General features: G+C 72.4%; 8 protein-coding genes. 2 read left to right on the top strand and 6 right to left on the bottom strand.

Annotated features, from left to right (window positions below; translation table 11 throughout):
• Positions 1-118: 118 nt before the first annotated feature.
• The 4 genes from OHA98_RS21660 to OHA98_RS21645 form a co-directional block, all read right to left on the bottom strand.
• Positions 119-1354, bottom strand: a complete 1236-nt coding sequence (locus OHA98_RS21660) for a cytochrome P450 (protein WP_266928395.1) — start codon at positions 1352-1354, stop codon at positions 119-121.
• A gap of 712 nt (positions 1355-2066) precedes the next feature.
• A complete protein-coding gene (locus OHA98_RS21655; protein ID WP_266928393.1) occupies positions 2067-3053 on the bottom strand; it encodes a quinone oxidoreductase in 987 nt (328 codons plus the stop codon).
• Between the two features lie 49 nt (positions 3054-3102).
• On the bottom strand, positions 3103-4164 hold the full coding sequence (locus tag OHA98_RS21650; RefSeq protein WP_266928391.1) for a sulfotransferase: 1062 nt from the start codon (positions 4162-4164) through the stop codon (positions 3103-3105).
• 32 nt (positions 4165-4196) lie between these two features.
• Entirely contained in the window at positions 4197-5465 is a 1269-nt protein-coding gene (locus OHA98_RS21645) for an MFS transporter (protein WP_266928362.1), read from the bottom strand.
• A 56-nt stretch (positions 5466-5521) separates the two neighbouring features.
• Here OHA98_RS21645 and OHA98_RS21640 point away from each other — a divergent pair, with 56 nt between their 5' ends.
• Positions 5522-6148 (top strand): helix-turn-helix domain-containing protein, encoded by a 627-nt coding sequence (locus OHA98_RS21640; protein ID WP_266928360.1) that lies wholly within the window; start codon positions 5522-5524, stop codon positions 6146-6148.
• 369 nt (positions 6149-6517) lie between these two features.
• On the opposite strand, the gene OHA98_RS21635 is transcribed toward OHA98_RS21640, so the two are convergent.
• Together OHA98_RS21635 and OHA98_RS21630 are read right to left on the bottom strand one after the other, a co-directional pair.
• Entirely contained in the window at positions 6518-7501 is a 984-nt protein-coding gene (locus OHA98_RS21635) for a trans-aconitate 2-methyltransferase (RefSeq protein ID WP_266928358.1), read from the bottom strand.
• Between the two features lie 280 nt (positions 7502-7781).
• Entirely contained in the window at positions 7782-17048 is a 9267-nt protein-coding gene (locus tag OHA98_RS21630; protein ID WP_266928356.1) for a non-ribosomal peptide synthetase, read from the bottom strand.
• Between the two features lie 214 nt (positions 17049-17262).
• On the opposite strand from OHA98_RS21630, the gene OHA98_RS21625 reads away from it, so the two are divergent.
• A complete protein-coding gene (locus OHA98_RS21625; RefSeq protein ID WP_266928354.1) occupies positions 17263-24306 on the top strand; it encodes a non-ribosomal peptide synthetase in 7044 nt (2347 codons plus the stop codon).
• The last annotated feature ends 95 nt before the right edge of the window (positions 24307-24401 follow it).

Here is a 24401-nt window from a genome sequence, read left to right as displayed (position 1 = left end):
CCCCGTCCGGGCGGGCCGGCTGTCCCTGCCGCTCAGCAGATGACCGCCATCCCCGTGGAGGTTGCGCCCGGTGCGCTGCCGGTGATCGTGGGACGTGGGCGCACGGCGCGTACGGCCGTCATGCCGGCTTGTCCGCAGGGGAGTTGTGGGGGTGGAGGAGGACAGGCAGGGCCCGGGGGTTGTTGGAGATGATCGAGCGGGCGGGCTCCAGATGCCGCGGGTCCACGGCCGGTGCGAGATCGGGGAAGCGGTCGAAGAGGAGAGTGAGGGCCGTGGTCGCTTCGAGCCGGGCGAGGGGAGCTCCCAGACACAGGTGGACTCCGTGGCCGAATGCCAGGTGCTCCTTCTCCTCCCGGCGGACATCGAAGGTGTCGGCGTCGGGCCCATAGGTATCGGGATGCCGTCCGGCCGCGCTGTAGGCGGCGAGGATGGCCTCGCCCTTACTGATCACCGTGCCGTCGGGCAGTGTGAGGTCCTGGACGGCGAAGCGCATGGGCAGGTGAGCGATCGGTGCGTCCCGCCGCAGCGTTTCCTCCACGACATCGCTGAACGCCGCCTTCCCCTCGCGGACCAGCCGGAGCTGTCCGGGGTGGGCGAGCAGATTGCGGACCGCGTTCGTGATCAGAGCGACGGTGGTTTCGAAGCCCGCGGAAATGACGAGAAGCAGCGTGTCGGCCAGTTCGGATTCGCTGAGCGCCCCGTCGTCCTCGCTACGGGCCGCGATGAGAACGCTGATCAGGTCGTCTCCCGGCGTGCCCCGCTTGAGGGCGATGAGCTCATGCAACAGGGCGTAGAGCGCTTCGGCGCCGGCCTGTTGCTCCTGCTGGGTGAGCGTCGTGTCGAAGACGTTGTCGACGACCCGGCGCAGGGGCTCCTCATGGGCGCTGCCGACGCCCATGAGCCGGCAGATGGTGAGGATCGGCAGGGGATGGGCGAACGCGGCGCGCAGATCCACGGGCCCGTCCGTCCGGCGAGCGGCCAGGTCGTCCAGGAGCCGCTGGGCGATGACCTCGACCATGGCGGCCCTGGCCCGGGTCTGCCGGGTCGTGAACGCACCCTGGATCAGCCTGCGCAGGCGCCGGTGGTCGTCCCCGTAGGCGGTGAACATGTTCTTCACGGCGACCCACGTGGCCAACGGCCACACCGCTGCCTGCCGTTCGAAGTCGGGCCAGTGGGCCGAGGCGTCCTTGGAGACCCGAGGGTCCGTGAGGAGTTGCCTGAGCAGGTCGGGGTGGGTGATCGCCCAGGCCTGGACCCCGAGAAGGTCGACACGGGTGGCGGCGCCGCGGCGGCGGAGTTCGGCGTCCTCGCCGACACGGTCGGGGGCTTCGGGGTTGAGAACGAGCGGTTCCACGGTGGTCCTCCTGGGTACGCGGGCAGCGGCGTGAAGCGGACGGGCAAGCGTTTCCGTACGTGGTGGAAGGGGCCGACCGCCGGCCGATCTCCTGGGCGGTGACGGCGGGTTCCGGGCCGGTGAGCGAGCCCGGGACATCGTCCGGCGCGGTCCGCGCCATGACCGGTGCCACGCTCCGGGCCGGGCAGGCGCGGGGCCCTTCGCGGCACGCCGGCGAGCCCGTCCCGGTTCGGCCGGGTGTGGTGTTCCGGCGGCCGGGACAGGATGCCGGTGCCCGACCGTACGGCGGCGACCTCGGCCATCCCCGCGGGGCCGGGTCGGCGGCGATGTGTCGTCTGCTTCATCCTTTCGCCGGAGGGGTGGAGTACGGGCCGGGCTCCGGCCTCGATGAGCTTCTGACGATCGGGCATCGGGCATCGGGCATCGGGCATCGGGCCCGGCACGGTCCTGGCCACCTGTTGTCGCCGCGGTCCTGTGGACGTGCTGGAACGTGCGCAGAGTATCCGGACAAGGAGGTGGCCGGGCGTTCATGGCCTGTCTGGGCCTGCCGAGCCGCCCCGCGCCACCTCAGGGCTCACCCGGGGCGGGAGCCCGTCCACAGGTGGTCAGAACCATCGAGGGCAACCGCATGAAAGCCATGCCCGGAGTCTCTGGTTCTCTGGATCTTACGACGGCCCGTCCAACCCACGAACAAGGTGGGACCGCATCAGCGCTATCGAGGGGGCGCCGAGGAGCAGGCGAGCACTGTCTTGGCGATCGTGGTGCGAGCTTCGAGAGCCGCATGGGCGTCCGACGCGGCGGACAGGGGGAACCGCTGTCCGATCCGGACCCGCAGACCTCCGTCGCGGACCAGTTGGAGTACGGCCGTTCCCCGGCGGAGCAGCTCCGCCCGGTCCTGGATGTGGTGGGTCAGGTTGGGCCGAGTGACGTACACGGACCCGGCGGCGTTGAGGCGCTGCAGGTCGAACGGCGGCACCGCGCCGCCGGACTGCCCGTAGACCGCCAGGACTCCGCGCGGGCGCAGCGCGGCGAGGCTCTCGTCGAACGTCGGACCGCCGATGCCGTCGAACACCGCGGCGGCGCCGAGGCCGTCGGTGTGCCGGCGCACCGCCTCCAGCAGCGCGCCCGGTCGGTAGCCGACGACCTCGACGGCACCTGCGGCACGCGCGGCCTCCGCCTTGGCCCCGGTCGACGCAGTGCCGATCACTGTGCCGCCGCGCAGCCGCACGAGCTGAGTCAGCAGCATGCCGACGCCGCCCGCGGCGGCGTGCACGACGACGGTGTCGCCGGCCCGGACCGGACAGGTGTCGTGGCACAGGTAGTGGGCGGTCATGCCTTGCAGCAGGGTGGCCGCCGCCAGTTCGGGGGCCAGTCCCTCCGGCACCGGCACCAGCCGGTCGGCGCTCAGCAGCGCGTACTCCGCATAGGATCCCGGCAGGTTCGCCCAGGCGACCACGTCACCGACGGCGACCTCACGCACCCCGGGCCCGACCTCGACGACGGTACCGGCGCCCTCCTGCCCGGGTACGTACGGCAGTTCCTCCGGGTAGAGGCCGGATCGGAAGTAGACATCGACGTAGTTGACCCCGGCGGCGGCGAGCCGCACCAGCGCCTCGCCCGCTCGCGGTGACGGGCGTGGCAGGTCGACGAGTTCGAGCACCTCGGGCCCGCCGGCCCGACTGACCTGAATGGCTTTCATGACCGGGACCGGACGACGGCCGTCCACCGCCGGCCGGGCGCCGGACGGTTCAGCTGCCGTCATAGCCGGCCCTCTCGGCGAGGTCGCGGACGATCGGCAGGACCTGACGGATCTCGGACTCGTGACGGCGCCACTTGTCCGGGTCGGGAACCGTCTGGGTCATCACGACAGGGAGGTCGCGGCGGCCCCAGGCGTCGGCGAAGGGCAGGTTCACCGCCTCGGCCACGGCCTCCATCGTGGATACCGGGTCGGCCTGGACGTCCTCGTAGCGGACGAGTACGGAGTTGCCGGTGGGAGCCATGCTCCGGGCGGCGTCCAGGACGGCCTGGTTGTGGGTCAGCCAGTTGCGTGCGCAGACCTCGGCCAGAGTCAGGTCCACCCAGTCCTGCCAACCGGGCGGCAGGCTCAGGTTCCACCACTGCTTGCCCCACGGGAAGACGTCCGAGTAGCCCTTGATGCGCAGCGGCACCGGTACCGGGTAGGAGAAGAACATCCGCGGGTTGAGCCAGGCGTCCATCAGGGAGCCGATGCTGGTACGCGGATCACGGATGACGAACACGTACGTGGCGTCCGGGTAGAGGGCCTGCAGGAACGGGATCCGGAAGCAGGACTGGATGCTCTTCTCCACCAGCCGGATCCCGCCGGCGAGGTCGGCCTCCGTGGGGCGCGGGCCGCGCGGCGGGAAGCAGAACGGTGTGATCTCGTCGAGTTCACCGCCGTCCCGCGTGGTGGGCGGGCCTTCCGGCCAGTCGCCCGGGAAGCGCTCCTGGAGGGCCTTGAGCGGCACGTCGTAGTAGTGCGGCTGGAGGCCCTGGGCGCTGAGGAAGCCGAGGAAGTCGAGCTTGTCGCCGACGGACCACTCCGCACCGGGTCTGCGCGCGGCGGCGAGCAGGTCCGCGTTCAGCCGCGCCGCCACCTCGGGGGTCGCGTCGGAGGCGTCCAGGGCGTTGGAGTGCCAGCCGCGCCGGCTGGGGTGCAGGCCGTCGCGTTCCCATATCGGCTTGCCTTCGCGGCCGATGCTCCAGACGTGCTCGCTGCGTTCGATCAGACTGCGTACCAGGCTGGTGCCGGAGCGGGGATGGCCGACGATGAAGATGGGCTGCTTGAGCATGGCTCAGTTCGCTTTCGTGAGGAGGCGGGTTCTCATGCGGGCCAGCGAGCGGACCTGACGTGCCGGCTCGCGAGCCCGGCCACGGTGATCACGGCCTGGACGCCCGCGATCAGCGCGATGGCGCCGGTGACACCGAGGAACTGCAGGGCCAGACCGCCGACCAGGGAACCGAGCGGGGATCCGGCGCCGATGAGGGTGATGGTCGCGGCGATGGCACGGCCTCGTCGGTGGTCCGGGGTCTGTCGAAAGATCATGATGTCGACGAGGATCTTCAGCGCCGGCAGCCCGAGTGCTGCCAGGGTCAGCATGGCGAAGACCCAGACCGGTCCGAGGGGGAGCGCCAGCAGCGCCACCGCGACCGTGGTCAGCGTGGACGCGGAGAGCAGCAGCGCGCCGGGGCTGAGCAGCCGGTTGAGCCGCGTCACCAGCGCCGAGCCGACGAGCATGCCGACGGCGGTACCGGACAGGGCCAGACCGATCGTGCCCGGCGAGTGGTGCTGGTCCCGCAGGGTCACCATCACCATCAGGATCGCGGCGGTGATGCTGAAGTAGAAGATGCTGATCAGGAGCAGCGCGGACCGCAGCAGCCGGTCGCTGATCAGTTCGAGCAGTCCGGAGAAGGCGGTGGTCAGCGGCGCGAGGGCGCTCTTCGTCTCGTTGCTCACCGGCTCGGTGGGCTTTTCTGCTTCGGGAAGGCGTATCACCAGGGTGCAGGCGAACGAGATCACGAAACCGACGATCGCCGCGACGAAGGGGAACGTGCGGGAGACCAGGTAGAGCGCGCCGCCGAGGGGCGGTCCGGCCAGGGCGGCGGCTCCGCTGCGGGCCTCGTCCTGACTGAGCGCCGCAGTCAGCTGGTGGTCCGGCACGACAGCGCGGATCAGCAGCATTCTGGCCGGTGCTCCGAAGGCCGTACCGGCGCCCAGGACGATCGCGGCCAGGATCAGAAGGCCGAAGTTCGCCCAGCCGGCGGTCAGACCGAGGACGATGAACGCGAGAGTGAGGGCGCGGACCGCCTCGGAGATCAGCAGGATGCGGCGCCGGTCCCAGCGGTCGACGACCGCGCCGGCCGGCAGCCCGACCAGGAGGGCGGTGCCGATCTGGGCGAAGCCGAAGAGGCCCGCCAGCGCCGGTGATCCGGTGAGGGACATGATCAGCAGGGGATAGGCGACCTCCACGGCTTCGAGGCCGAGGTTGGCCGCGGCCGCCCCGATCCACAGAGTCTGAAAACGCCGGTTGCGGCGCAGGGGTACGGGAGTGGCGGGGACCTTACTATCACCCTGACGTAAGCATTCACTCATGCGTGAACGATAGCGTGTAGGTGAATGGTTCGCTACGAGGAAACGGAGATGGGTCAATGGCTGACGATGCCGACGCGATCGCGGTCGTCCGGGAGGTGGACGACGTGGAGACGTTGAAGGCCCTGTCCGACCCGCTGAGGCTGGCGATCCTTCGCACGATGATGTGCGAGGTGCGTGCGTCGCACAGGGTGAAGGACATCGCCCGGCTTCTGGACCAGCCGACCACCCGGCTCTACCGGCACATCAAGGTGCTCGAGGCGGCGGGCCTGATCAAGGTGGCGCAGACCCGGATGGTCTCCGGCATTCAGGAGAGCCAGTACCGGGTGGCGCAGTTCGCCCTGCGGCTGAGTCGCGACCTGCTGGCCGCGCCGGGCAACGCGGGCGAACTGGCCGACGCGTTCGCCGCGACGCTGAACGACTTCCGCGACCGGCTCGTACGCGACATCATCAGCGGTCGCTTCCAACCGGAGCCCGAGGCCGCGGAGGAGCCGGATCCGCTAGGCCCGATGGTCGTGGCGCTGGACCGCCGGCTGACGCCGGAACGGGCGACCGAGTTCCGGTCCCGTCTGTCCGCGCTGATGGAGGAGTTCAACCGGCCCGACGACGAGGAGAACGCCGTCGTACCGGTCGAGTTCCTGCTGCTGTTCTGGGCGCCCAAGGAGCCCACCGAGGAGTCGCCCTAGCCGGACCCTCACCCCTCCGGGCACAGCACCCTCCTGCCCGTCGCCGGACATTCGGTCATGTCTTCGCCGGTCCGCCGGTCCGCCGGTCCGCCGGTCCGCCGGTACGCCGATCCGGACCCGGTGCCCCGGACCCGGTGCCCCGGACCCGGAGCCGGGACCGGGGCACCGGTCACCGCGCCGGACGCCGCTTCGAACGTCCGGGCGCGGTCACCGTCGTACAGGAGGAACGCCTCACCCCGGCCGCACTTCCGCACCGGCATCAGTGGCTCGGGCGCTGCCGGTTCCTCCCGGACGCGGGCGGGCGCCCTCGGATCCGGGAGGTCCGGCTGCCCGGTCGCCCGCGCATCACCGTCAGCTGTCCCTCACGGCTCACCTGGCCGCGATGAAGAGCCGGCCGGCGGGGAACCGGTGCGGCACGCACCGGGCCTGGTCGAAACCGGCCTGCCGGAAGCGGGCCAGCCAGTCCTCCTCCGGAGGCAGCGTCACGTTCATGAAACCGGCGTGCAGGTAGGTGAACAGCGCGCTGAACCTGCGCTCGCGCTCCGCCGACGCGTACGGCACCGCGTCGGTGATCGCCATGATGCCGCCCGGACGCAGCGCCTCCCGGCACCTGCGCAGCACCTGGTCGAAGACGTCGCCCTCCTGCACGATGTCATGGAAGACGAACCCGGCGTGGATGACGTCGGCACCGGCCACCGGTGCGGGGTCCTCGGCGATGGACTGGATCGGCCGCTCCACCACTTCGAGGCGGTCGCCGACGCCCGCTGCCCGGGCCGCGCGGGCCGCCTCCCGGCATGCTCCGGCACTCATGTCCAGGGCCACCCCGGTGCTGCCCGGCAGCCGGCCGAGCAGGTCGATCAGCAGTCCGGCGGCGCCGGCGCCCAGGTCGACGATCCGCTGCGGCCGCGCGGCGAGGATCGCCTCGGTGGCGGCCGGGTAGAAGCCCTGACTTCCGATCCACCGGGAACTGACCGCCACCTCACGGCCGTTGCGCTGGTACCGCGCGGCGGCGGCGACCGGGTCGCGCAGGAATTCTGCGGGATGCTCGACGTACGGCTGGTTGGCCCTCAACGACCAGGTGAGGTAGCCGGACTGGTGGATCCGGTCGGCGAAGTCGTCCGAGATCCGGAACTCCTTGACACCGGTCGGCACCAGCAGCGCGGCGGCGACCAGGGCGGACAGGAAATCGCCCATGCCTTCTTCCGGCACGTCGGCGGTCGCGGCCAGCTGTGCCGCGGTGACCGGCTCGCCGCGCTCCAGCAGGGGGACGATACCCAGCCGGTCCGCCATTTCCAGCAGGGCGGCGACGGCGGCGAGATCGGCTGCGGTCTCAGAGGGACTGATGCTTGACATCGCGCTCTCCCACTCCATTTCGACGGTCATCTCGGGTTCTGCGGTGCCGGGCCGGTGCTGTGCCCGGCCCGCGGGCGCGGCACCGTCGGCGCCGCGCCGGTCTTCGGTCCCGCTGCCACGGGTCCCCTGCCAACGGGTGACAGGGGAGAGCGAGTTGTGCGGTGGGCGTGAACCGGCCGGGTCCGTCGGGGTCCGCGCCGCCCGGCTCGCCGGCGGGGTGGTTGCCGTGCCGGCCTTCCCGGGGGGGGCACGGCAACCACCGGGGGGTTCGTCCGTGGCCTCACCGGGAATTCCCTTCGTCGCCGGCGGGGCCGGTGCGCCGGCGGAGTTTCGGCCGGCTGCGGTTCTCGGCCCGCCCGAGGCGTGCGGCGAGTGCGGCGACCGTCGGGGCTTCGAAGAGGGCGGCCACGCTGAGGTTCGCGCCGAACCGGGTGCGTACCCGGTTGAGCAGGCGGGTGGCGAGGAGCGAGTGGCCGCCGAGGTCGAAGAAGTTGTCGTTCACACCGACCCGCGGTGCCTTCAGTATCTCGGCGAACATCGCGCACAGCGCGGCTTCCCGCTCGTCCCGGGGGGCCACGTAGGCCGTGTCGGACGTGCTCGGTCCGGGTGCCGGCAGCGCCTTCCGGTCGACCTTGCCGTTGCCGGTCAGCGGCAGCCGGTCCAGCGTGACGAACACGCTCGGCACCATGTAGTCCGGGAGCGTCCGGGCGGCGTGCTCCCGCACGGCGGCCACGTCCACATCCGGCGGCACGAGGTATCCGATCAGCCGTTCGCCGTCCCCGGTGACCGTCGCGTGAGCCACGTCCGGATGGCCGGTCAGGGCCGCTTCGACCTCGGCCGGCTCGATCCGGAATCCACGGACCTTCAACTGCGCGTCGGCGCGTCCGTCGAACTCGAGCACCCCGTCGGGCCGGTACCGGGCGAGGTCGCCGGTGCGGTACATGCGCCCACCGGCCGGGCCGTACGGGTCGGCCACGAACCGTACGGCGGTCACGTCCGGCTGATGCGCGTAGCCCCGGGCCAGGCCGGTCCCGGTCACGTACACCTCGCCGGGTACCCCGGTGGGCACCGGCCGCAGTCGCTCGTCGAGCAGATACAACCAGGTGTTGTCCATCGCCCGGCCGATCGGCACCGTACGGGCCGGCGCCGTGGCGATCGGGTACCAGGAGGAGATGATGGTGGTCTCCGTGGTGCCCCAGGCGGCCGCGACCGAGGTGTGCGGCGCGTCGGCCATCAGGTCCGCGACCGACGCGGGCGACACCACGTCACCGGCCACCCATACGAGGTCCAGCGCGGACAGTGCCCCTCTGGCCTCGGCCACCATCAGGTTGAACAGCGCGGAGGTGAAGACCGCGGTGGTGGCCCTCCCGTCGACGATGGTGCGGGCCAGTACGTCGGTGTCCAGGTCGCCCTCCGGCGCGATCACCACCCGGCCGCCGGTCAGCAGGGGCAGCCAGATCTCGAACGTGGACGGGTCGAACGATGTCGGCGAGTGCATCAGCGTGTCGGCCGGTCGCAGCCATTCCCAGGCACGGTCGGCGACGAACTCGGCGACACTGCGGTGCGAGACGCTGACCGCCTTGGGCGTGCCGGTCGAGCCGCTGGTGAACATCGTGTACGCGGTGAGGTCCGCGTGGGTGGTGAGCGTGGGGCCGTGCTCCTCGGTACCGGGGGAGGGCGTGATGACCGTGACCCCGGTCAGCCCGGTGGGCCGGTCGGTCACGAGCAGGCCCGCCCGCATGTGGTCGACCATCCGCTGCTGCCGGGCGAGCGGCGCGGACCCGGGCAGAGGCAGATAGCCGCCGCCGGCCTTGATCACCGCGAGGACGGTCACGAGGTAGTCGATACCGCGCGGCTGATGTATCGCCACCGGATCGTCGGGCGCGCAGCCCGCCGCCACCAGCACGTGCGCCAGATGGTTGGCGCGCCGGTCGAGGTCCCGGTAGCTGATCGACCTGTCGCCCTCGACCGCGGCGATCGCGTCCGGGACGGCGGCGGCCCGCCGGGTGAACAGGACGGCGAGATCCTCGTCGACGACCGGCCGTGCGGTACCGCGCCGGCCCGACAGCGCGGCCTGCCGTTCGGCGTCGGACAGCAGGTCGATCCGCCCGATCGGCGCGTCCGGATCCGCGACGGCCGCGCCCAGTACCCGCAGGAGCCGGTCCATCAGAGCGGCCACGGTGTCCCGGTCGAACAGATCGGTGCGGTAGCGCACCTCGCCGGTGATGCCCTCGGGGACCCGGCCGTCTCCGTGGTGCTCGACGAAACTCAGGCTGAGGTCGAAGTCCACCGGACCGACCCGGATCTCGTCGAGCGCACCCCCGGCCGGCGCCGGCGACACGTCCACGCCGGACAGCGTGAAAGCGGACTCTGCGTTGTTCTGCAGCACCAGCATGGTCTGGAAGAGGGGGTGCCGGCTCAGTGTGCGGGCCGGGTTGAGCGCGTCGACGATCCGGTCGAACGGCAGCTCCTGGTGGGCGTAGGCGGCCAGGTCCAGGTCCCGCACACGGCCCAGCAGTTCGCGGAAGCTCGGATCCCCGGCGGTGTCGGTCCGCAGGACCAGGCTGTTGACGAAACAGCCGATCAGGTGGTCGAGGCTGTCGTCGCTGCGCCCGGCGACCGCGGTGCCGATGGGGATGTCGGTGCCGGCGCCGAGCCGGGTGTAGAGCGTCGCGAGTGCGGCGTGCAGCACCATGAACAGGGTGGTGTGCGTGCGCCGGGCCAGGTCCAGCAGGCGGGCGTGCAGCGGACCGGGCAGGGTGACCGCAAGCAGCTCGCCACGCAGGTCCGAGGAGTCGGGCCGGGGCCGGTCGTAGGGCAGTGCCAGTTCCTGCGGGAGCCCGGCCAGTTGCCCGGTCCAGTACTCCGAGAGCTCTTCCCCGGCCGGTCCTTCGAGCAGGGCCCGCTGCCACAGCGTGTAGTCGGCGTACTGGACCGGCAGCGGACGCCAGTTGGGCGCCTCACCACGGATACGGGCGGCGTACGCCTGGGCGAGGTCCCGGGTCAGCGGGGCCAGGGACCAGCCGTCTCCGGCGATGTGATGCATCAGCAGCAGCAGCGTGTGCCGGTCCGTGCCGGTGGTGAACAGGTGCAGCCGCAGCGGCAGGTCGGTGGTGAGGTCGAACCGGTGGCCGGCGGCGGCCGTCAGCTCCCGGTCCAGGTCGGCCGGGTCCACCGGGAGCACCCGCAGCACGTCGCCCGGTTCGGCCTCCTGCGGGATCTGCTGGCTGGGCGCCCCGTCGACCTCCGGGAAACGGGTGCGCAGCGTCTCGTGCCGCTCCAGCAGATCGCCCACCGCGGAGCTCAGCCCGTCGAGGTCCAGGGCCCCGTCCAGGCGCAGCACCAGCGGCCAGCCCAGCCCGTTCCACCGGGAGAGGAACCACAGCCGCTCCTGGGCGTAGGACAGCGGCAGCGGACACGGCCGAGCGGTCGGCAGCAGGGCGCCGCGGGTCCGGCTCGCCCCGTGGCCGGAGCCGAGCCGCGCGCCGAGTGCCGCCGCGGTCGGGGCTTCGAACAGGTCCGAGACGCCCAGGTCCGCTCCCAGGTGTGTGCGGATCCGGTTGACCAGACGGGTGGCGAGGAGCGAGTGGCCGCCGAGGTCGAAGAAGTTGTCGTGGGCGCCGACCCGGGACCTGCCGAGCAGCTCGCCCATGAGCTCGACGAGGATCTCCTCGGCAGCGGTGCGCGGCGCCGTGTATCCGGTGCCGGCCTCGAACTCGGGCTCCGGCAGGGCCCGTCGGTCGACCTTGCCGTTGCCGGTGAGCGGCAGCCGGTCGAGGACGACGAAGGCACTGGGCACCAGGTAGTCGGGCAGCGTCGCGGCGATCCGGTCCCGTACGCCGGCGACATCCGGGCCGGCGCCCTCGGGCACCAGGTAGGCGACGAGCCTGCGGTCGCCGGCCCGGTCCTCATGGGCGGTGACGAACGCCTGGCCGACCTCCGGCAGGGTGGTGAGAGCGCATTCGACCTCGGCGGGTTCGACCCGGAAGCCGCGGATCTTCACCTGGGCGTCGGCCCGCCCGATGAAGTCCAGGGTGCCGTCACTCCGCCACCGGGTGATGTCACCGGTGCGGTACATCCGGCCGCCGGGCGGTCCCCACGGATCGGCGGTGAACCGTTCGGCGGTCAGGCCGGGCTGTCCGGCGTACCCCCGCGACACCCCGGAGCCGGCGATGTAGAGCTCGCCCGGGACCCCGGCCGGCACCGGCTGGAGCCGCCCGTCGAGCACATACAGCCGGGTGTTGTCCATCGGAGCGCCGATCGGCACCCGGCCGGGCACGGCCTGCGCGCCGGACATCGAGAACCGGGAGGAGCAGGTGGTGGTCTCGGTCGGACCGTACAGGGCCCTGACCGTCAGGCCGGGGTGGCGGTCCAGAATCCGTCCGACCGCCGCGGGCGGCACCACGTCGCCGCCGGTCAGTACCTCCCGGATGCCCGTGAAACAGTCCGGGTTCTCCGCGAGAGCCCCGAACAGGCCGGAGGTGAGCCAGATCCGGTCCACACCGAACGCGGTCACCGCGCGGGCCAGGCCGGCGTCGTCGAGGATCTCCTCGGGAGCCACCACGACCGTGCCGCCGGTCAGCAGCGGTGTCCAGATCTCGTGCACCGACGCGTCGAATCCGGTGGCGGAGTGCATCAGCACCGTGCCGCCGGCCTGCCAGAGCCGGTCGCGGACGAACCCGGCCGTGTTCCGGTGCGTCAGGACGACGGCTTTGGGAACACCGGTCGAGCCGCTGGTGAACATCACGTAGGCGGCCTGGTCCGGGTGCGGGTCCGGGCGGGGCGGCTCGGACGACTCGCCGTCCCCGGGTGCCAGCACGGTCATGCCCGCCGGCTCGTGAGGCCGGTCGGCGACGAGCACGGTGGCGCCGACCTGGCCGGCCATCTGCCGCAGCCGTTCCGCGGGAGCGTTCGACGGCAGTGGCAGATAAGCGGCGCCGGCCTTGAGCACCGCGAGCATGGACACGACGAGGTCGGCCGAACGCCGCTGGAGCAGCGCCACCGGCCGGTCCGGGGACGCGCCGGCCGCGACCAGACGGTGCGCCAGATGGTTGGCACGCCGGTCCAGTTCGGCGTAGGTCAGGGTGAGAGGCCCGGTGATCGCCACCGTGTCGGGGGTCGCCGCGGCGCGTGCGGCGAACAGCCGCGGCAGCGACGCGTCCGGCAGCGGCCGCACGGTGTCGTTCCAGGTCCGGAGGATGGTGTCGCGTTCGTCGCTGTCGAGTACGTCGAGCCGGCCCAGCCGCTGGTCGGGGTCGGCGGCGACGGCCTGGAGGACGCGGACGAACCGGTCGGCCAGCGACCGTACCGTGTCCGGGTCGAAGAGCCCGGTGCGGTAGACGATCTCGCCGGCCATGCCGTCGGCGGTGCCGTCCCGCCGGTAGGTGTCGGTGAGGTTCACGAAGAGGTCCAGCTGCGCGGCGGACGGCGTCGACCGGACCACCTCGGCGTCCAGGCCGGACAGGCCGAAACCGGCGTCCGCGTTGTTCTGCAGGACCAGCATCGTCTGGAAGAGCGGATGGCGGCCGAGTGCCCGAGCCGGGTTGAGTGCCTCGACGAGACGGTCGAAGGGCAGGTCCTGCTGGCTGAGGGCGGCCACGTCGTCGGTCCTGGTGCGTTCCAGGAGTTCGCGGAAGGTCGGGTCTCCCGCGGTGTCGGTGCGCAGCACCAGGTTGTTGACGAAGAAGCCGATCAGGTCGTCGAGCTTGTCGTCGCCGCGCCCGGCGACCACGGTGCCGATGGGGATGTCGGTGCCCGCGCCGAGCCGGGTGTAGAGCGCGGCCAGGGCGGCGTGCAGCACCATGAAGAGCGTGGTCCGGCTCTGCTGCGCCAGGGCCAGCAGGCCTGCGTGGAGCGACGCGGGTATCCGCAACGGGAGCAGCGCGCCGTCGTGGTCGGCGCCGCTGGGGCGGGGCCGGTCGTAGGGCAGGGCCAGTTCCTCGGGCAGCTCCGCCAGGTAGTCGCGCCAGAACCCGGTCAGCTGCTCCTGGTACGCCGTGGTGAGCAGATCGCGCTGCCACAGCGCGTAGTCGGCGTACTGCACCGGCAGGGGCTGCTGCCAGACCGGCGCGGTGCCGGCGGCCCGCGCCGCGTACGCGGTGGCCAGATCCCGTGCCAGCGGCCGCATCGACCATCCGTCGCCGGCGATGTGGTGCAGCACCAGCACCAGCACATGCCGCTCCGGCGCGGTGCGCAGCAGCCACACCCGTACCGGCGCTTCCGCGGTGATGTCGAAGGGTTGCCGGCAGGCGGTCCGCACGGCCCCGTCCACGTCGGACTCGTCCACGTCCAGCACACGGACCGGATCGCCCGCGGGCGCCGGCGGAAGGATCCGCTGGCAGGGCTGTCCGTCCCGCTCGTCGAACACGGTGCGCAGCGACTCGTGCCGCGCCATCAGGTCCCCGACCGCGGCGGACAGCGCGGCCCGGTCCACCGGACCGGTCAGGCGCACGACCACGGGGAGGTTGTAGGTCCAGCCGAGCGGATCCATACGGTTGACGAACCACAGGCGCTGCTGCGCCCAGGACAGCGGGACGCGTTCCGGCCGGGGGGCCGCGACCAGGGCCGTCGCCTCCTGTCCGGCGGTCTCGGCGAGGGTGGCCGCGAGACCCGCGACGGTGGGCGTGGCGAACAGCGCGTCGAGCCCGAGCCGGACGCCGAAGGCGCCCCGGATCCGGTTGAGCAGACGGGTGGCGAGGAGCGAGTGGCCGCCGAGGTCGAAGAAGTTGTCGTCGATGGTGATCCAGGACCGGTCGAGCAGTTCGGCGGCGAGTTCGCAGAGCAGCTTCTCCCGCGCGTCCCGGGGCGCCCGGCCGGACCCGTCGCCGCGGAAGTCGGGCTCGGGCAGCGCCTGCCGGTCCAGCTTGCCGCTCGCCGACAGGGGCAGCGCGTCGAGCACCATGAACGCGGAGGGCACCAGATAGGACGGGAGGCGCTCCTTGGCCCAGTCGCGCAGAGCCGCGACGAGCAGCCCGCGACGCCGGGTGGCGATCGGGTCGTTGGTGAAGCCGGTGGAACCGAGGGAGCCGCCGTGCAGGTACACACCGTCCAGCACCTGTGGGCCGTCGGCGGCCGGGAAGAGAACGTCGAGCAGGTCCGGGCCGTCCGCCGACCAGGTGACCACGGCGGTGCGCCCGTGCGCCGCGGCCAGAGAGTGCCAGTACTCCGGGTCGATCCGGTCGCCCGGACCCGCGAGCGCGGCGCGCGTGGTCTCCACCGGCGCGCCCGCCCGGACCGCTCGTGCGGCGGCGACCTCACCGGCGACCCGGGCGTTGCGCACCCCGGTGAGCCGCAGCGCGGTGCCGTCGGCCAGACGCGCGGCCAGGTCCTGGGGATCCCGGACATCGAGCCCCCAGCTCAGCACCGGGGCCGCCGACAGGTCCTGCGCGTCGGTGCCGTGCTTGTGCAGCACCACGTCGTAGCGGTGTTTGGTCAGTTCGTTGTGGTCGGCGCCCGGCTTCAGCCGCACATCGACCGCGCCGGCGCCGACGGTGCCGAAGAAGCCCGGGTCGATCAGGAGCTCCTTCTCCAGGGCCACCGCCTGTTCGATCTCGCGGCGCAGCACCTCGGGACCCGGATCGTGGTCGAGCTGCCCGAGCCGGACGCCGGTCCACATGCTGTCCACGAGCGGCAGGCACCGCACGTCACCGACGAACAGCCGGCCGCCCGGACCGAGCAGGTCCACCAGCTTGGCCAGAACGTCCCGCACGTACCGCTCATCGGGGAAGTACTGCACGACCGAGTTGATGATGATCGTGTCGAAGTGGCCGTGCGGCAGGCCGGTGGTCACATCGGCGGCCTGCACGCGCAGGGTGACCTTCTCGGCGGTGCCCGCTTCACCGGCGAGCCGCTCGCGCAGCCCCTCGATCGCGGACGCCGAGTAGTCGGTTCCCCAGTACTCGTCCACCTGGCCGACCAGTGGCGTCAGGATCAGGCCGGATCCGACGCCGACCTCCAGGACGCGCCGCGGCGTGAAGTTCCGTACGCGGGTGACGATCGCCTCGCGCCAGCGGGCCATCTGCTCGACCGGGATACCCTCACCGGTGTAACTGGAGTTCCAGCCGGAGAAGTCGGCCCCGAAACCCGCGCTGTCGGACCCGTCGTAGAACGAGTCGTAGATCTGCTGCCACTCGTCGACGTGCCGCTCGGCGTTGCCGTCGTCGTTGTCCCGTGCCGGTGCGGCTACCAGGTAGGCGGCCAGCCGCTTCTCGCCGAGCTGGTCCTCGTGCACCAGGACCCGGGCCTGTTCCACCGCCGGGTGCCCGGTGAGGACCGTCTCGATCTCGCCCGGTTCGATCCGCAGGCCCCGGATCTTGATCTGGTCGTCGACACGGCCGCAATAGGCGAGTTGCCCGTCCGGAAGCTGCCGCACCAGGTCGCCGGTACGGTACATCCGGCTGCCCGGCGCCCCGAACGGGTCGGCGACGTAGCGCTGCGCGGTGAGCCCGGCGCGGGCGACGTATCCGCGGGTCACGCCACCGCCGCCGCTGTACAGCTCGCCGATCTCACCGGGCGGCGTCGGGCGCAGTGCGTCGTCCAGTACGTACAAGCGGCTGTCACCGGCCCGGGAGCCGATCGGCGGTGCGTCCGGCCCGGGTACGAGCGGGGCCGAGAGGGTGATCGCCATGGTGGTCTCGGTGGGGCCGTAGCCGTTGATCATTCTGCGGCCGCGGCTCCAGATGTCCACCAGCCGCGCGCCGCACGCCTCACCACCCACCATCAGCGCCCGCAGCGCCGGAAGACCGGTCCGCGGTACGGTCGCCAGCACCGACGGCGGTACGAACGCGTGGGTGATCCGGTGGTCCGCGAGGAACGAGGCCAGATCCTCCCCGACCAGCGTGTCCGGGGGCGAGACGACCAGGGTGCCGCCCGGCACGAACGCCAGCAGAACCTCGATGATCATGGCGTCGAAGCTGGGCGAGGCGAGCTGCGACACCACGCAGTCGGGGCCTGCCGCCATCCGGTCCACCAGGTCGGCGCCGAACGGCGCAACCCCCCGGTGCGGTACGGCGGCCCCCTTGGGCCTGCCCGTCGAACCGGACGTGTAGATGACGTACGCCAGTGACAGCGGATGGTCCACCGGGTCCGGGGCGGTCACCGGCGCCGTGGCCGCCTCGGCCAGGAGCTCCGGCAGCGACAACTGGTCGGTGCCCGGGGTGTCCGGCAGTCCGGGCAGCACCGCCTCGGTGGTCAGCAGGGCGCGGGGCGCGCTGTCGGCGCACATGAAGGCGATCCGCTCGGCCGGGTGATGGATGTCCACCGGCAGGAACGCGCCACCGGCCTTTCCGACCGCGAGCATGGCGACGATCAGGTCGGCCGAGCGGGGCAGCGCCAGCGCCACCACGTCCTCGGCGCCCACGCCGCGACCGCGCAGCACGTGGGCCAGTTGGTTGGCACGGGTGTCCAGCTCGGCGTAGCGCAACTCGACCGGGCCGCAGCGCAGTGCCGGTGCGTCACCGCGGAGCGCCGCGTGCCGGGCCACCAGACCGTGCAAGGACGCGGGCGAGTCGGTATCGGCTGACGGCGGGCGCTCCGGCGAATACGGCATCGCGGCTCTCCATGATCGGTGTGTGCCGGTGGTCGTGGTCCCATGCGGGCTGGCTCATGATGAGCGGACGGCAAGTTGTGCGACAACCCCTAGACAGTGCCGTCGGAACCCCTTGGGACGCGGCCTTTTCGGACTCGGTGACCTTGCTCTCCGCGGAACCGTCCTATCGTGTGCGGCCGACGACCGTCGATGCCTCGCAGGCGCAGGAGGATCCGTGTTCCCGTTGTCTTTCGCGCAGCAACGCCTGTGGTTCCTCAACCGCCTCGACACCGGAGCCTGGACCTACAACCTGCCGCTCGCGCTCCGGCTGGAGGGCGCGCTCGACACCGCGGCCCTGCGCTCCGCCCTGGGTGACCTGGTGGCCCGGCACGAGAGCCTGCGCACCGTCTTCCCCGAGACCGACGGCGAGCCGCGGCAGCGGGTCCGCGACAGCGTGGACGTCGCCGAGTTCGTCACCGAGCTGGACGTCACGGCGGCCGAACTGCCCACGGTCCTGGACCGGCTGGCCCGGCACGCGTTCGACCTGACGGCGGACCTGCCGCTGAGGGTATGGCTGCTGCGCACCGGCCCGCGAAGCCACACGCTGTACCTGGTGCTCCACCACATCGTCGGCGACGGCTGGTCGATGGCGCTGCTCGGCCGCGACCTGGACGCCGCCTACAAGGCCCGCCGGGCCGGTGCCGCGCCCGACTGGGAACCACTGCCCGTCCAGTACGCCGACTACGCGCTGTGGCAGCGGGAACTCCTCGACGGCCAGGAAGGTGCGGAACTCCTCGCCCACTGGACCGCGCGGCTATCCGGCCTGCCCGACGAGCTGCCGCTGCCACTGGACCGGCCCCGGCCGGAGGTCTCCGGTGACGACGGCGGTGAGGTACGGCTGGACGTGCCGCCGGCCCTGCACGCGCGACTGCTGCGGCTCGCGCGCGAGGCCGACGCGTCTTTGTTCATGGTCGTGCACGCGGCCCTGGCGGCCCTGCTGACCAGGCTGGGCGCCGGTACCGACATCCCCATCGGCACGATGGACGCGGGCCGCGCCGACCAGGACCTCGAGGACCTGATCGGGTTCTTCGTGAACACGTTGGTGCTGCGGCTGGACACGGGCGGGGATCCGACGTTCCGTCAGCTGCTCGCGCGGGCCCGGGAGGCGGACGTCGCCGCCCTCGCGCACCCCGAGCTGCCGTTCGACCGGCTGGTCGAGGTGCTCAACCCGAGCCGGGCGCTCAACCGGCACCCGCTCTTCCAGGTCGCGCTGGTGATGCAGAACAACGCCGCCGCGCAGTACACGCTGGACGGCCTGACCGTCACGGAGCTGCGCAACCGGACCATCGCGGCGCACTTCGACCTCTCGGTCAGCTTCACCGGCCGGTACGCCGCGGACGGCACTCCGCTCGAACTGTCCGTGCAGCTCGTCCACCGCACCGAACTCTTCGACCGGGACACGGTCACGGCGTTCGCGCACCGCCTGGTGCGGCTGCTCGAAGCGGCGGTCGACGACCCGGACCGGGCCCTGGGCGACATCGACCTGCTGGACCCGCGCGAACGCGACAACGTGCTGTACGGGTGGAACGGTACGACCCGGCCGGCACCGACGACCGGACTCGCCAGTGCCTTCGCCCAGCAGGCCGCCCGGACTCCCGCCGCGCCCGCCGTGTCCGACGCGGACGGCTCGCTGAGCTACGCCGAGCTGGACCGCCGGAGCGACCTGCTGGCCGGCCGGCTGAGCCGGCTGGGCGTGGCGGCGGAGACACGGGTCGCGATCCTTCAGCAGCGCTCCGCCGACCTGATCGTGTCGATGCTCGCGGTGCTCAAGGCCGGCGGCTGCTTCGTACCGCTGCCACTGACCGCGCCGGCCGAACGGCTGCGCGACATGCTGGACCGGGTCGGCGTGGAACTGCTGCTGGTCGACGACGCGCTGCGCGACCACGACGTGGCTACCGGCGGCCGGGTGGAGACCCTGACGGTGACAGGTTTCCTGGCCACCGCGGCCGACCACGCCGCCGTACCGACCGGTGCCGCGCACCCCGAGCAGGCCGCGTACATCATGTTCACGTCGGGCTCGACCGGCGCGCCCAAAGGGGTCGTCACCACCCAGCGCGGAGTGCTCGCGTTCGCCCGCGACCGGTGCTGGCAGGACGAACGGCCCCGCCGCGCGCTGCTGCACTCACCGCACGCCTTCGACGCCTCGACCTGTGAGATCTGGGTGCCGCTGCTGTCCGGCGGAGAGATCCGCGTGGCACCGGCCGGTGAGGTCGACGGCGCCGTCGTGCGGGCCGCCGGCCTCACCGACGTGCTGCTGGTCTCCGGCCTCTTCCAGGTCATCGCCGAGGAGGACCCGGACTGCTTCGCCGGACTGCGCGAGGTGATGACCGGCGGCGACGTGATCAGCCCCGCCGCGGTCCGCGCGGTCCTGCGCCGCCACCCGGGCCTGCGGGTCCGCGCCACGTACGGTCCCACCGAACTGACCATGTGCTCGGTGCAGATGGCACTGCACGACCCGGACGCGGTGCCCGGCGGCGTGCCACTGGGCCGGCCGATGGACGACACCGCCGTCTACCTGCTCGACGACCGGCTGCGACCGGTGCCGGTCGGTGTGGTCGGTGAGCTCTACGCGGCCGGCGCCGGCCTGGCGCGCGGGTACGCCGGCCGCGCCGGGCTGAGCGCCGAACGCTTCCTCGCCGACCCGTTCGGCGCGCCCGGTACCCGGATGTACCGCACCGGCGACCTTGCCCGGTGGCGCGCCGACGGGACCCTGGAGTTCGCCGGCCGGGCCGACACCCAGGTGAAGATCCGCGGCTTCCGGGTGGAACCCGGCGAAGTGGAGAGCGCGCTGGTCCGCCACCCGCACGTGGCGCAGGCCCATGTGCACGCCCGCGAGGACCGGCCGGGCGACAAGCGCCTCGTCGGATACCTGGTGCCCGCCGTACCGTCGCCGGACCTCGCCGGGATCCGCGCCGCGGCGGCCTCGGTGCTGCCGCCGTACATGGTGCCCTCCGCCCTCGTCCTGCTCGAACAGCTGCCGCTCACCCCGAACGGCAAGATCGACCGGCGGTCGCTGCCGGCCCCCGGTCAGGCGGCCTCCGGCACGGACTACGTGGCGCCTCGGGACGACCGGGAACGCGCCCTGTGCGCACTGTTCGCCGAGGTGCTGCGGGTACCGCGGGTCGGTGTGCACGACGGCTTCTTCATGCTCGGCGGCCACTCGCTGCTCGCGATCCGGCTGATCAACCGGATCCGTACCACGTTCGGTGCGGAACTCGGTGTGGCGGCCCTGTTCCAGGCACCCACCGTCGCCGAACTCGCCACCTATCTCGTCGAACCGGCCGGCGGCCGACGGATCCCCGCCGTTCCCCGGGCGGCCGCGCTGCCACTGTCGTACCAGCAGGAAGGCCTGTGGTTCCTGCACCAGCTCGACCCCGCCTCCCCGGTCTACAACGTGCCGCTCGCGCTGCGACTGCGAGGCCGTCTCGACGTGGACCGGCTCTCCCGCGTCCTGGGCCGGCTGGTCGCCCGGCACGAGAGCCTGCGCACCCGGTTCACCGCGGTGGACGGCACTCCGGTCCAGGTGACCGATCCCGCCCCGCCGGCCTGGCCGCTCGTGGTGACCCCGACCCACCCGGACGCTGTGCCGGAGGCACTCGCCGAGGCCGCCAACCGCCCGTTCGACCTGTCCGCCGATCAGCTGCTGCGCACGGAGCTGCTGCGGCTCGGCCCGGTCGAGCACGTGCTGGTGCTGTGCACCCACCACATCATCGCCGACGGATGGTCGGCGGGCGTCCTGCTCGACGAACTGTCCACCCTGTACACCGATCCGGACGCCTCCCTTCCGGCACTGGACATCCAGCCGGCCGACCACGCCGTGTGGCAGCGCGACCGGCTCGCCGACGACATGCTGGACAAACAGCTCGGCTACTGGCGCGAACAGCTCCACGCGCTGCCGCAGCTGGACTTCCCGACCGACCGGCCGCGCGGCACCGGCGCAGGGCACCCCGGAGCCACGGTGGAGCTCCATCTGCGGGACGGTCTCGGCACCTCGCTGCGCCGCCTGGCCGAGACCGAACGCGGATCGCTGCTGTCCGTGCTGATGGCCGGATTCCTGGTGGTGCTCTCCCGGCACACCGGGCAGGACGACATCGGCATCGGCTCGGTGTTCTACGGCCGCGACCGCCCCGAACTCGAACCGCTGGTCGGCTACTTCGCCAACACCGTCGTGCTGCGCGCCGATGTCGCCGGCAACCCGGCCTTCCGGGAGCTGGTGCGCCGCTGCGAACTGGCCGTGCAGGGAGCCACCGAACACCAGGACCTCCCGTTCAGCACCCTGGTCGAACAGTTGCGGCCGGCCCGTGAACCGGGCCGCAACCCGCTCTTCCAGATCAGCCTCACCCTGCACGCCGACGAGGTCTCCGCAGCCGCGCCGGCCTTCGGCCCGGTCACCGCCGAACCGCTGTCCGTGGCCGGTTCCGTCGCCCGCTTCGACCTGGCCGCGCACGCCACCGTCACCGCCGACGGCGGACTGCGGTTGCAGGCCGAGTACGCCACCGACCTGTTCGACACCGACCGGATCACCCGGCTGCTGGAACACCTGGGCCGCGTCCTGACCCGTGCGGTGACGACCCCGGACGCCCCGGTGGACGACTTCGTCCTGCCCGGACCGGACGAGGCCGCGCTGCTGCACCGGTGGAGCGCCGCCCGGCGCGAGGTCCCGGCCGACGCCTCGCTGTGGGACCTGTTCGCCGAACAGGTCCGGCTGCGCCCCGACGCGGTGGCGGTCCTCGCCGGCGAGGAGCGCACGACCTATCGGCAACTGGCCCGGCGTGCCGAACGGCTGGCCGCCCGGCTGGCCGCCCGGGGGGTCACCCGGGGAAGCCTGGTCGGCCTGTGCGCACGCCGGGAGACCGGCCTGGTCGTCGGGATCCTGGGCATCCTGCGCGCCGGTGCCGCCTATGTGCCGCTGGATCCCGACCACCCGGCGCAGCGGCTGTCCTACATGGCCGCCGACGCGGGCCTGTCGGTGGTGGTCACCCAGCGAGGGCTGGAGGTGCCCGCGGCCGCGCTGCTGCTGGACGCCGACACCGACGGGGACCTCCCGGTGCCGGACGTGACCGTGACCGGTGCCGACCTGGCCTACCTGATCTACACGTCGGGCTCGACCGGGGAGCCCAAGGCGGTCACCGTCCCGCACGGGCAGGTCGTCCGGCTGATGCGGGCCACCCAGGACCGGTACCGGTTCGACGAGCGGGACGTGTGGACGCTGTTCCACTCGTTCGCCTTCGATTTCTCCGTCTGGGAACTGTGGGGCGCCCTCGTCCACGGCGGTCGGCTGGTCGTCGTGCCGTTCTGGCAGACCCGCTCGCCCGAGGACTTCCAGCAGTTGCTGGTCCGGGAGAAGGTGACGGTGCTCAACCAGACCCCGGCCGCGTTCCGGCAGCTGGCCGCGGTCGACGAGGAGCGCCCGGAGGCACTCTCGCTGCGGTACGTGATCTTCGGCGGTGACGCGCTGGACATCGCATCGGTACGGCGCTGGTTCGACCGGCACGGCGAGGACCACCCGCGGCTGGTCAACATGTACGGCATCACCGAGACCACGGTCCATGTCACGTACTGCCCGCTGACCCGGGAGCTCCTGCGCGACAACGCCGGCCCCATCGGCGAGCCGATACCCGACCTGGCGCTGTGGGTCGTCGACCGGGCCGGGCAGCCGGCGCCCATCGGCGTGCCGGGCGAACTCCTCGTCGGCGGCGCCGGTCTGTCCTGGGGCTACCTGCACCGGCCCGGCCTGAGCGCACAGCGATTCGTCGCCGACCGGTTCGGCGGCACACCCGGCGCCCGGCTCTACCGCTCCGGCGACCTGGCCCGGCGCCGCGCCGACGGTGGCCTGGAGTACCTGGGCCGCATCGACCAGCAGGTCAAGATCCGCGGGTTCCGGATCGAGCTCGGTGAGATCGAAGCCGTACTCGCCGCGCATCCTCGCGTCGACAGCGCGTGTGTGACCGTCCGTGACAACCGCCTCGTCGGTTACGTGGTGGCCGGTGCGGCGGGCGGTCCCGGAGACCTCGGCGAGATCCGCGCGCACCTGGCGGCCCGCCTGCCCGACTACATGGTGCCCTCCGCGCTGGTACCCGTGGAGAGCATCGCCCTGACCGGCAACGGCAAGGTGGACCGGGGCGCGCTGCCCGCGCCGGAGCCGAGCCGCGCCGGCGAGTCCGTCGCGCCGCGCGACGACACCGAACACGCCGTCGCCCGGGTCTGGTCCGGCCTGCTGGGCACCGACCGGATCGGCGTCCATGACAGCTTCTTCGACCTGGGCGGCACCTCACTCGACCTGACCCGGATGCGTGCGGAGATCCGCCGGGAGTTCGGCGTCGAACTGGGCGTGCGCGACCTGTACTCGGCGCCGACCGTGGAGATGACCGCCAGGCTGCTCGATCCGTCCCGCCGGCAGCGGCCCCAGCCGTCGCCGCTGGTGCCGGTCAAACCCACCGGCAGCCGGCCGCCGCTCTTCCTGGTCCACGCCGTCGGCGGATCCGTGGTGCCGTATCTGCCGCTGGCCCGCCTGATCGACCCCGAGCAGCCGCTCTACGGCCTGGAGGATCCAGGGCTGGAGGGCGGTCCGGTCACCACCTCGCTGACCGCCCTGGCCGCGCGGTACGTCGACGCGATCCGCGCCGTCCAGCCGCACGGCCCCTACCATCTCGGCGGCTGGTCCCTGGGCGGCGTGGTGGCGGCGGAGATGGCCGGTCAGCTGACCGCCGCGGGCGAACCGGTCGCGCTGGTCGTCATGCTGGACACCGGAATGCCGCCGTACCTGGACGGGGAGCTGCCGGACCGCTCGGTGCTCCTCGGCGGGTTCGTCCACGACCTGGCCGGCCTGGCCGGGGTGCCGGCGCCCCGGTACGACGAGGCCGCACTGCGGGGTCTGTCGCCGGACCGTCAGGAGGAGGCGCTGCTGGACCTCCTGGAACGCGCGGCCCTCGTCCCGGAAGGCATCCGTGACGACATGCGGGACCGGATACGGGTCTTCGAGGCCAACACCCGCGCACTGCTGCGGCACCGTCCCGGCCCGGTCGACGGCCGCCTGGTGCTGCTGTCGGCGCGGCAGCAGCCGCGCAGGCCGAAGACCCGCCCGTGGCGCGTCCTCGCCCGTGGCGGCTTCGAACTCCACACGGTCCCGGGTGACCACCACACGATGATGCAGCAGCCTCACCTGACCACACTGGCGGAGAGTCTGCGGAGTGTGCTGGACCGGCTGGGCCGGTCGTGAGACGCCGCCCCGGCCCGTGAACGCGAGGCCGGGGGGAGCGCACGTACAGGACGGCGGGAGCGGAGGAGCCGCTCCCGCCGTCCTGTACGACCGGG

The sequence above is a fragment of the Streptomyces sp. NBC_00654 genome, assembly GCF_026341775.1.
Lineage (GTDB): Bacteria > Actinomycetota > Actinomycetes > Streptomycetales > Streptomycetaceae > Streptomyces.
This window is presented reverse-complemented; position numbering and strand designations above follow the sequence as displayed.

Coding starts and splice junctions, on each gene's coding strand:
- OHA98_RS21655 (WP_266928393.1), bottom strand. CDS start 3,053: ATGAAAGCCATTCAGGTCAGTCGGGCCGGCGGGCCCGAGGTGCTCGAA.
- OHA98_RS21650 (WP_266928391.1), bottom strand. CDS start 4,164: ATGCTCAAGCAGCCCATCTTCATCGTCGGCCATCCCCGCTCCGGCACC.
- OHA98_RS21645 (WP_266928362.1), bottom strand. CDS start 5,465: ATGAGTGAATGCTTACGTCAGGGTGATAGTAAGGTCCCCGCCACTCCC.
- OHA98_RS21640 (WP_266928360.1), top strand. CDS start 5,522: ATGGCTGACGATGCCGACGCGATCGCGGTCGTCCGGGAGGTGGACGAC.
- OHA98_RS21635 (WP_266928358.1), bottom strand. CDS start 7,501: ATGTCAAGCATCAGTCCCTCTGAGACCGCAGCCGATCTCGCCGCCGTC.
- OHA98_RS21630 (WP_266928356.1), bottom strand. CDS start 17,048: ATGCCGTATTCGCCGGAGCGCCCGCCGTCAGCCGATACCGACTCGCCC.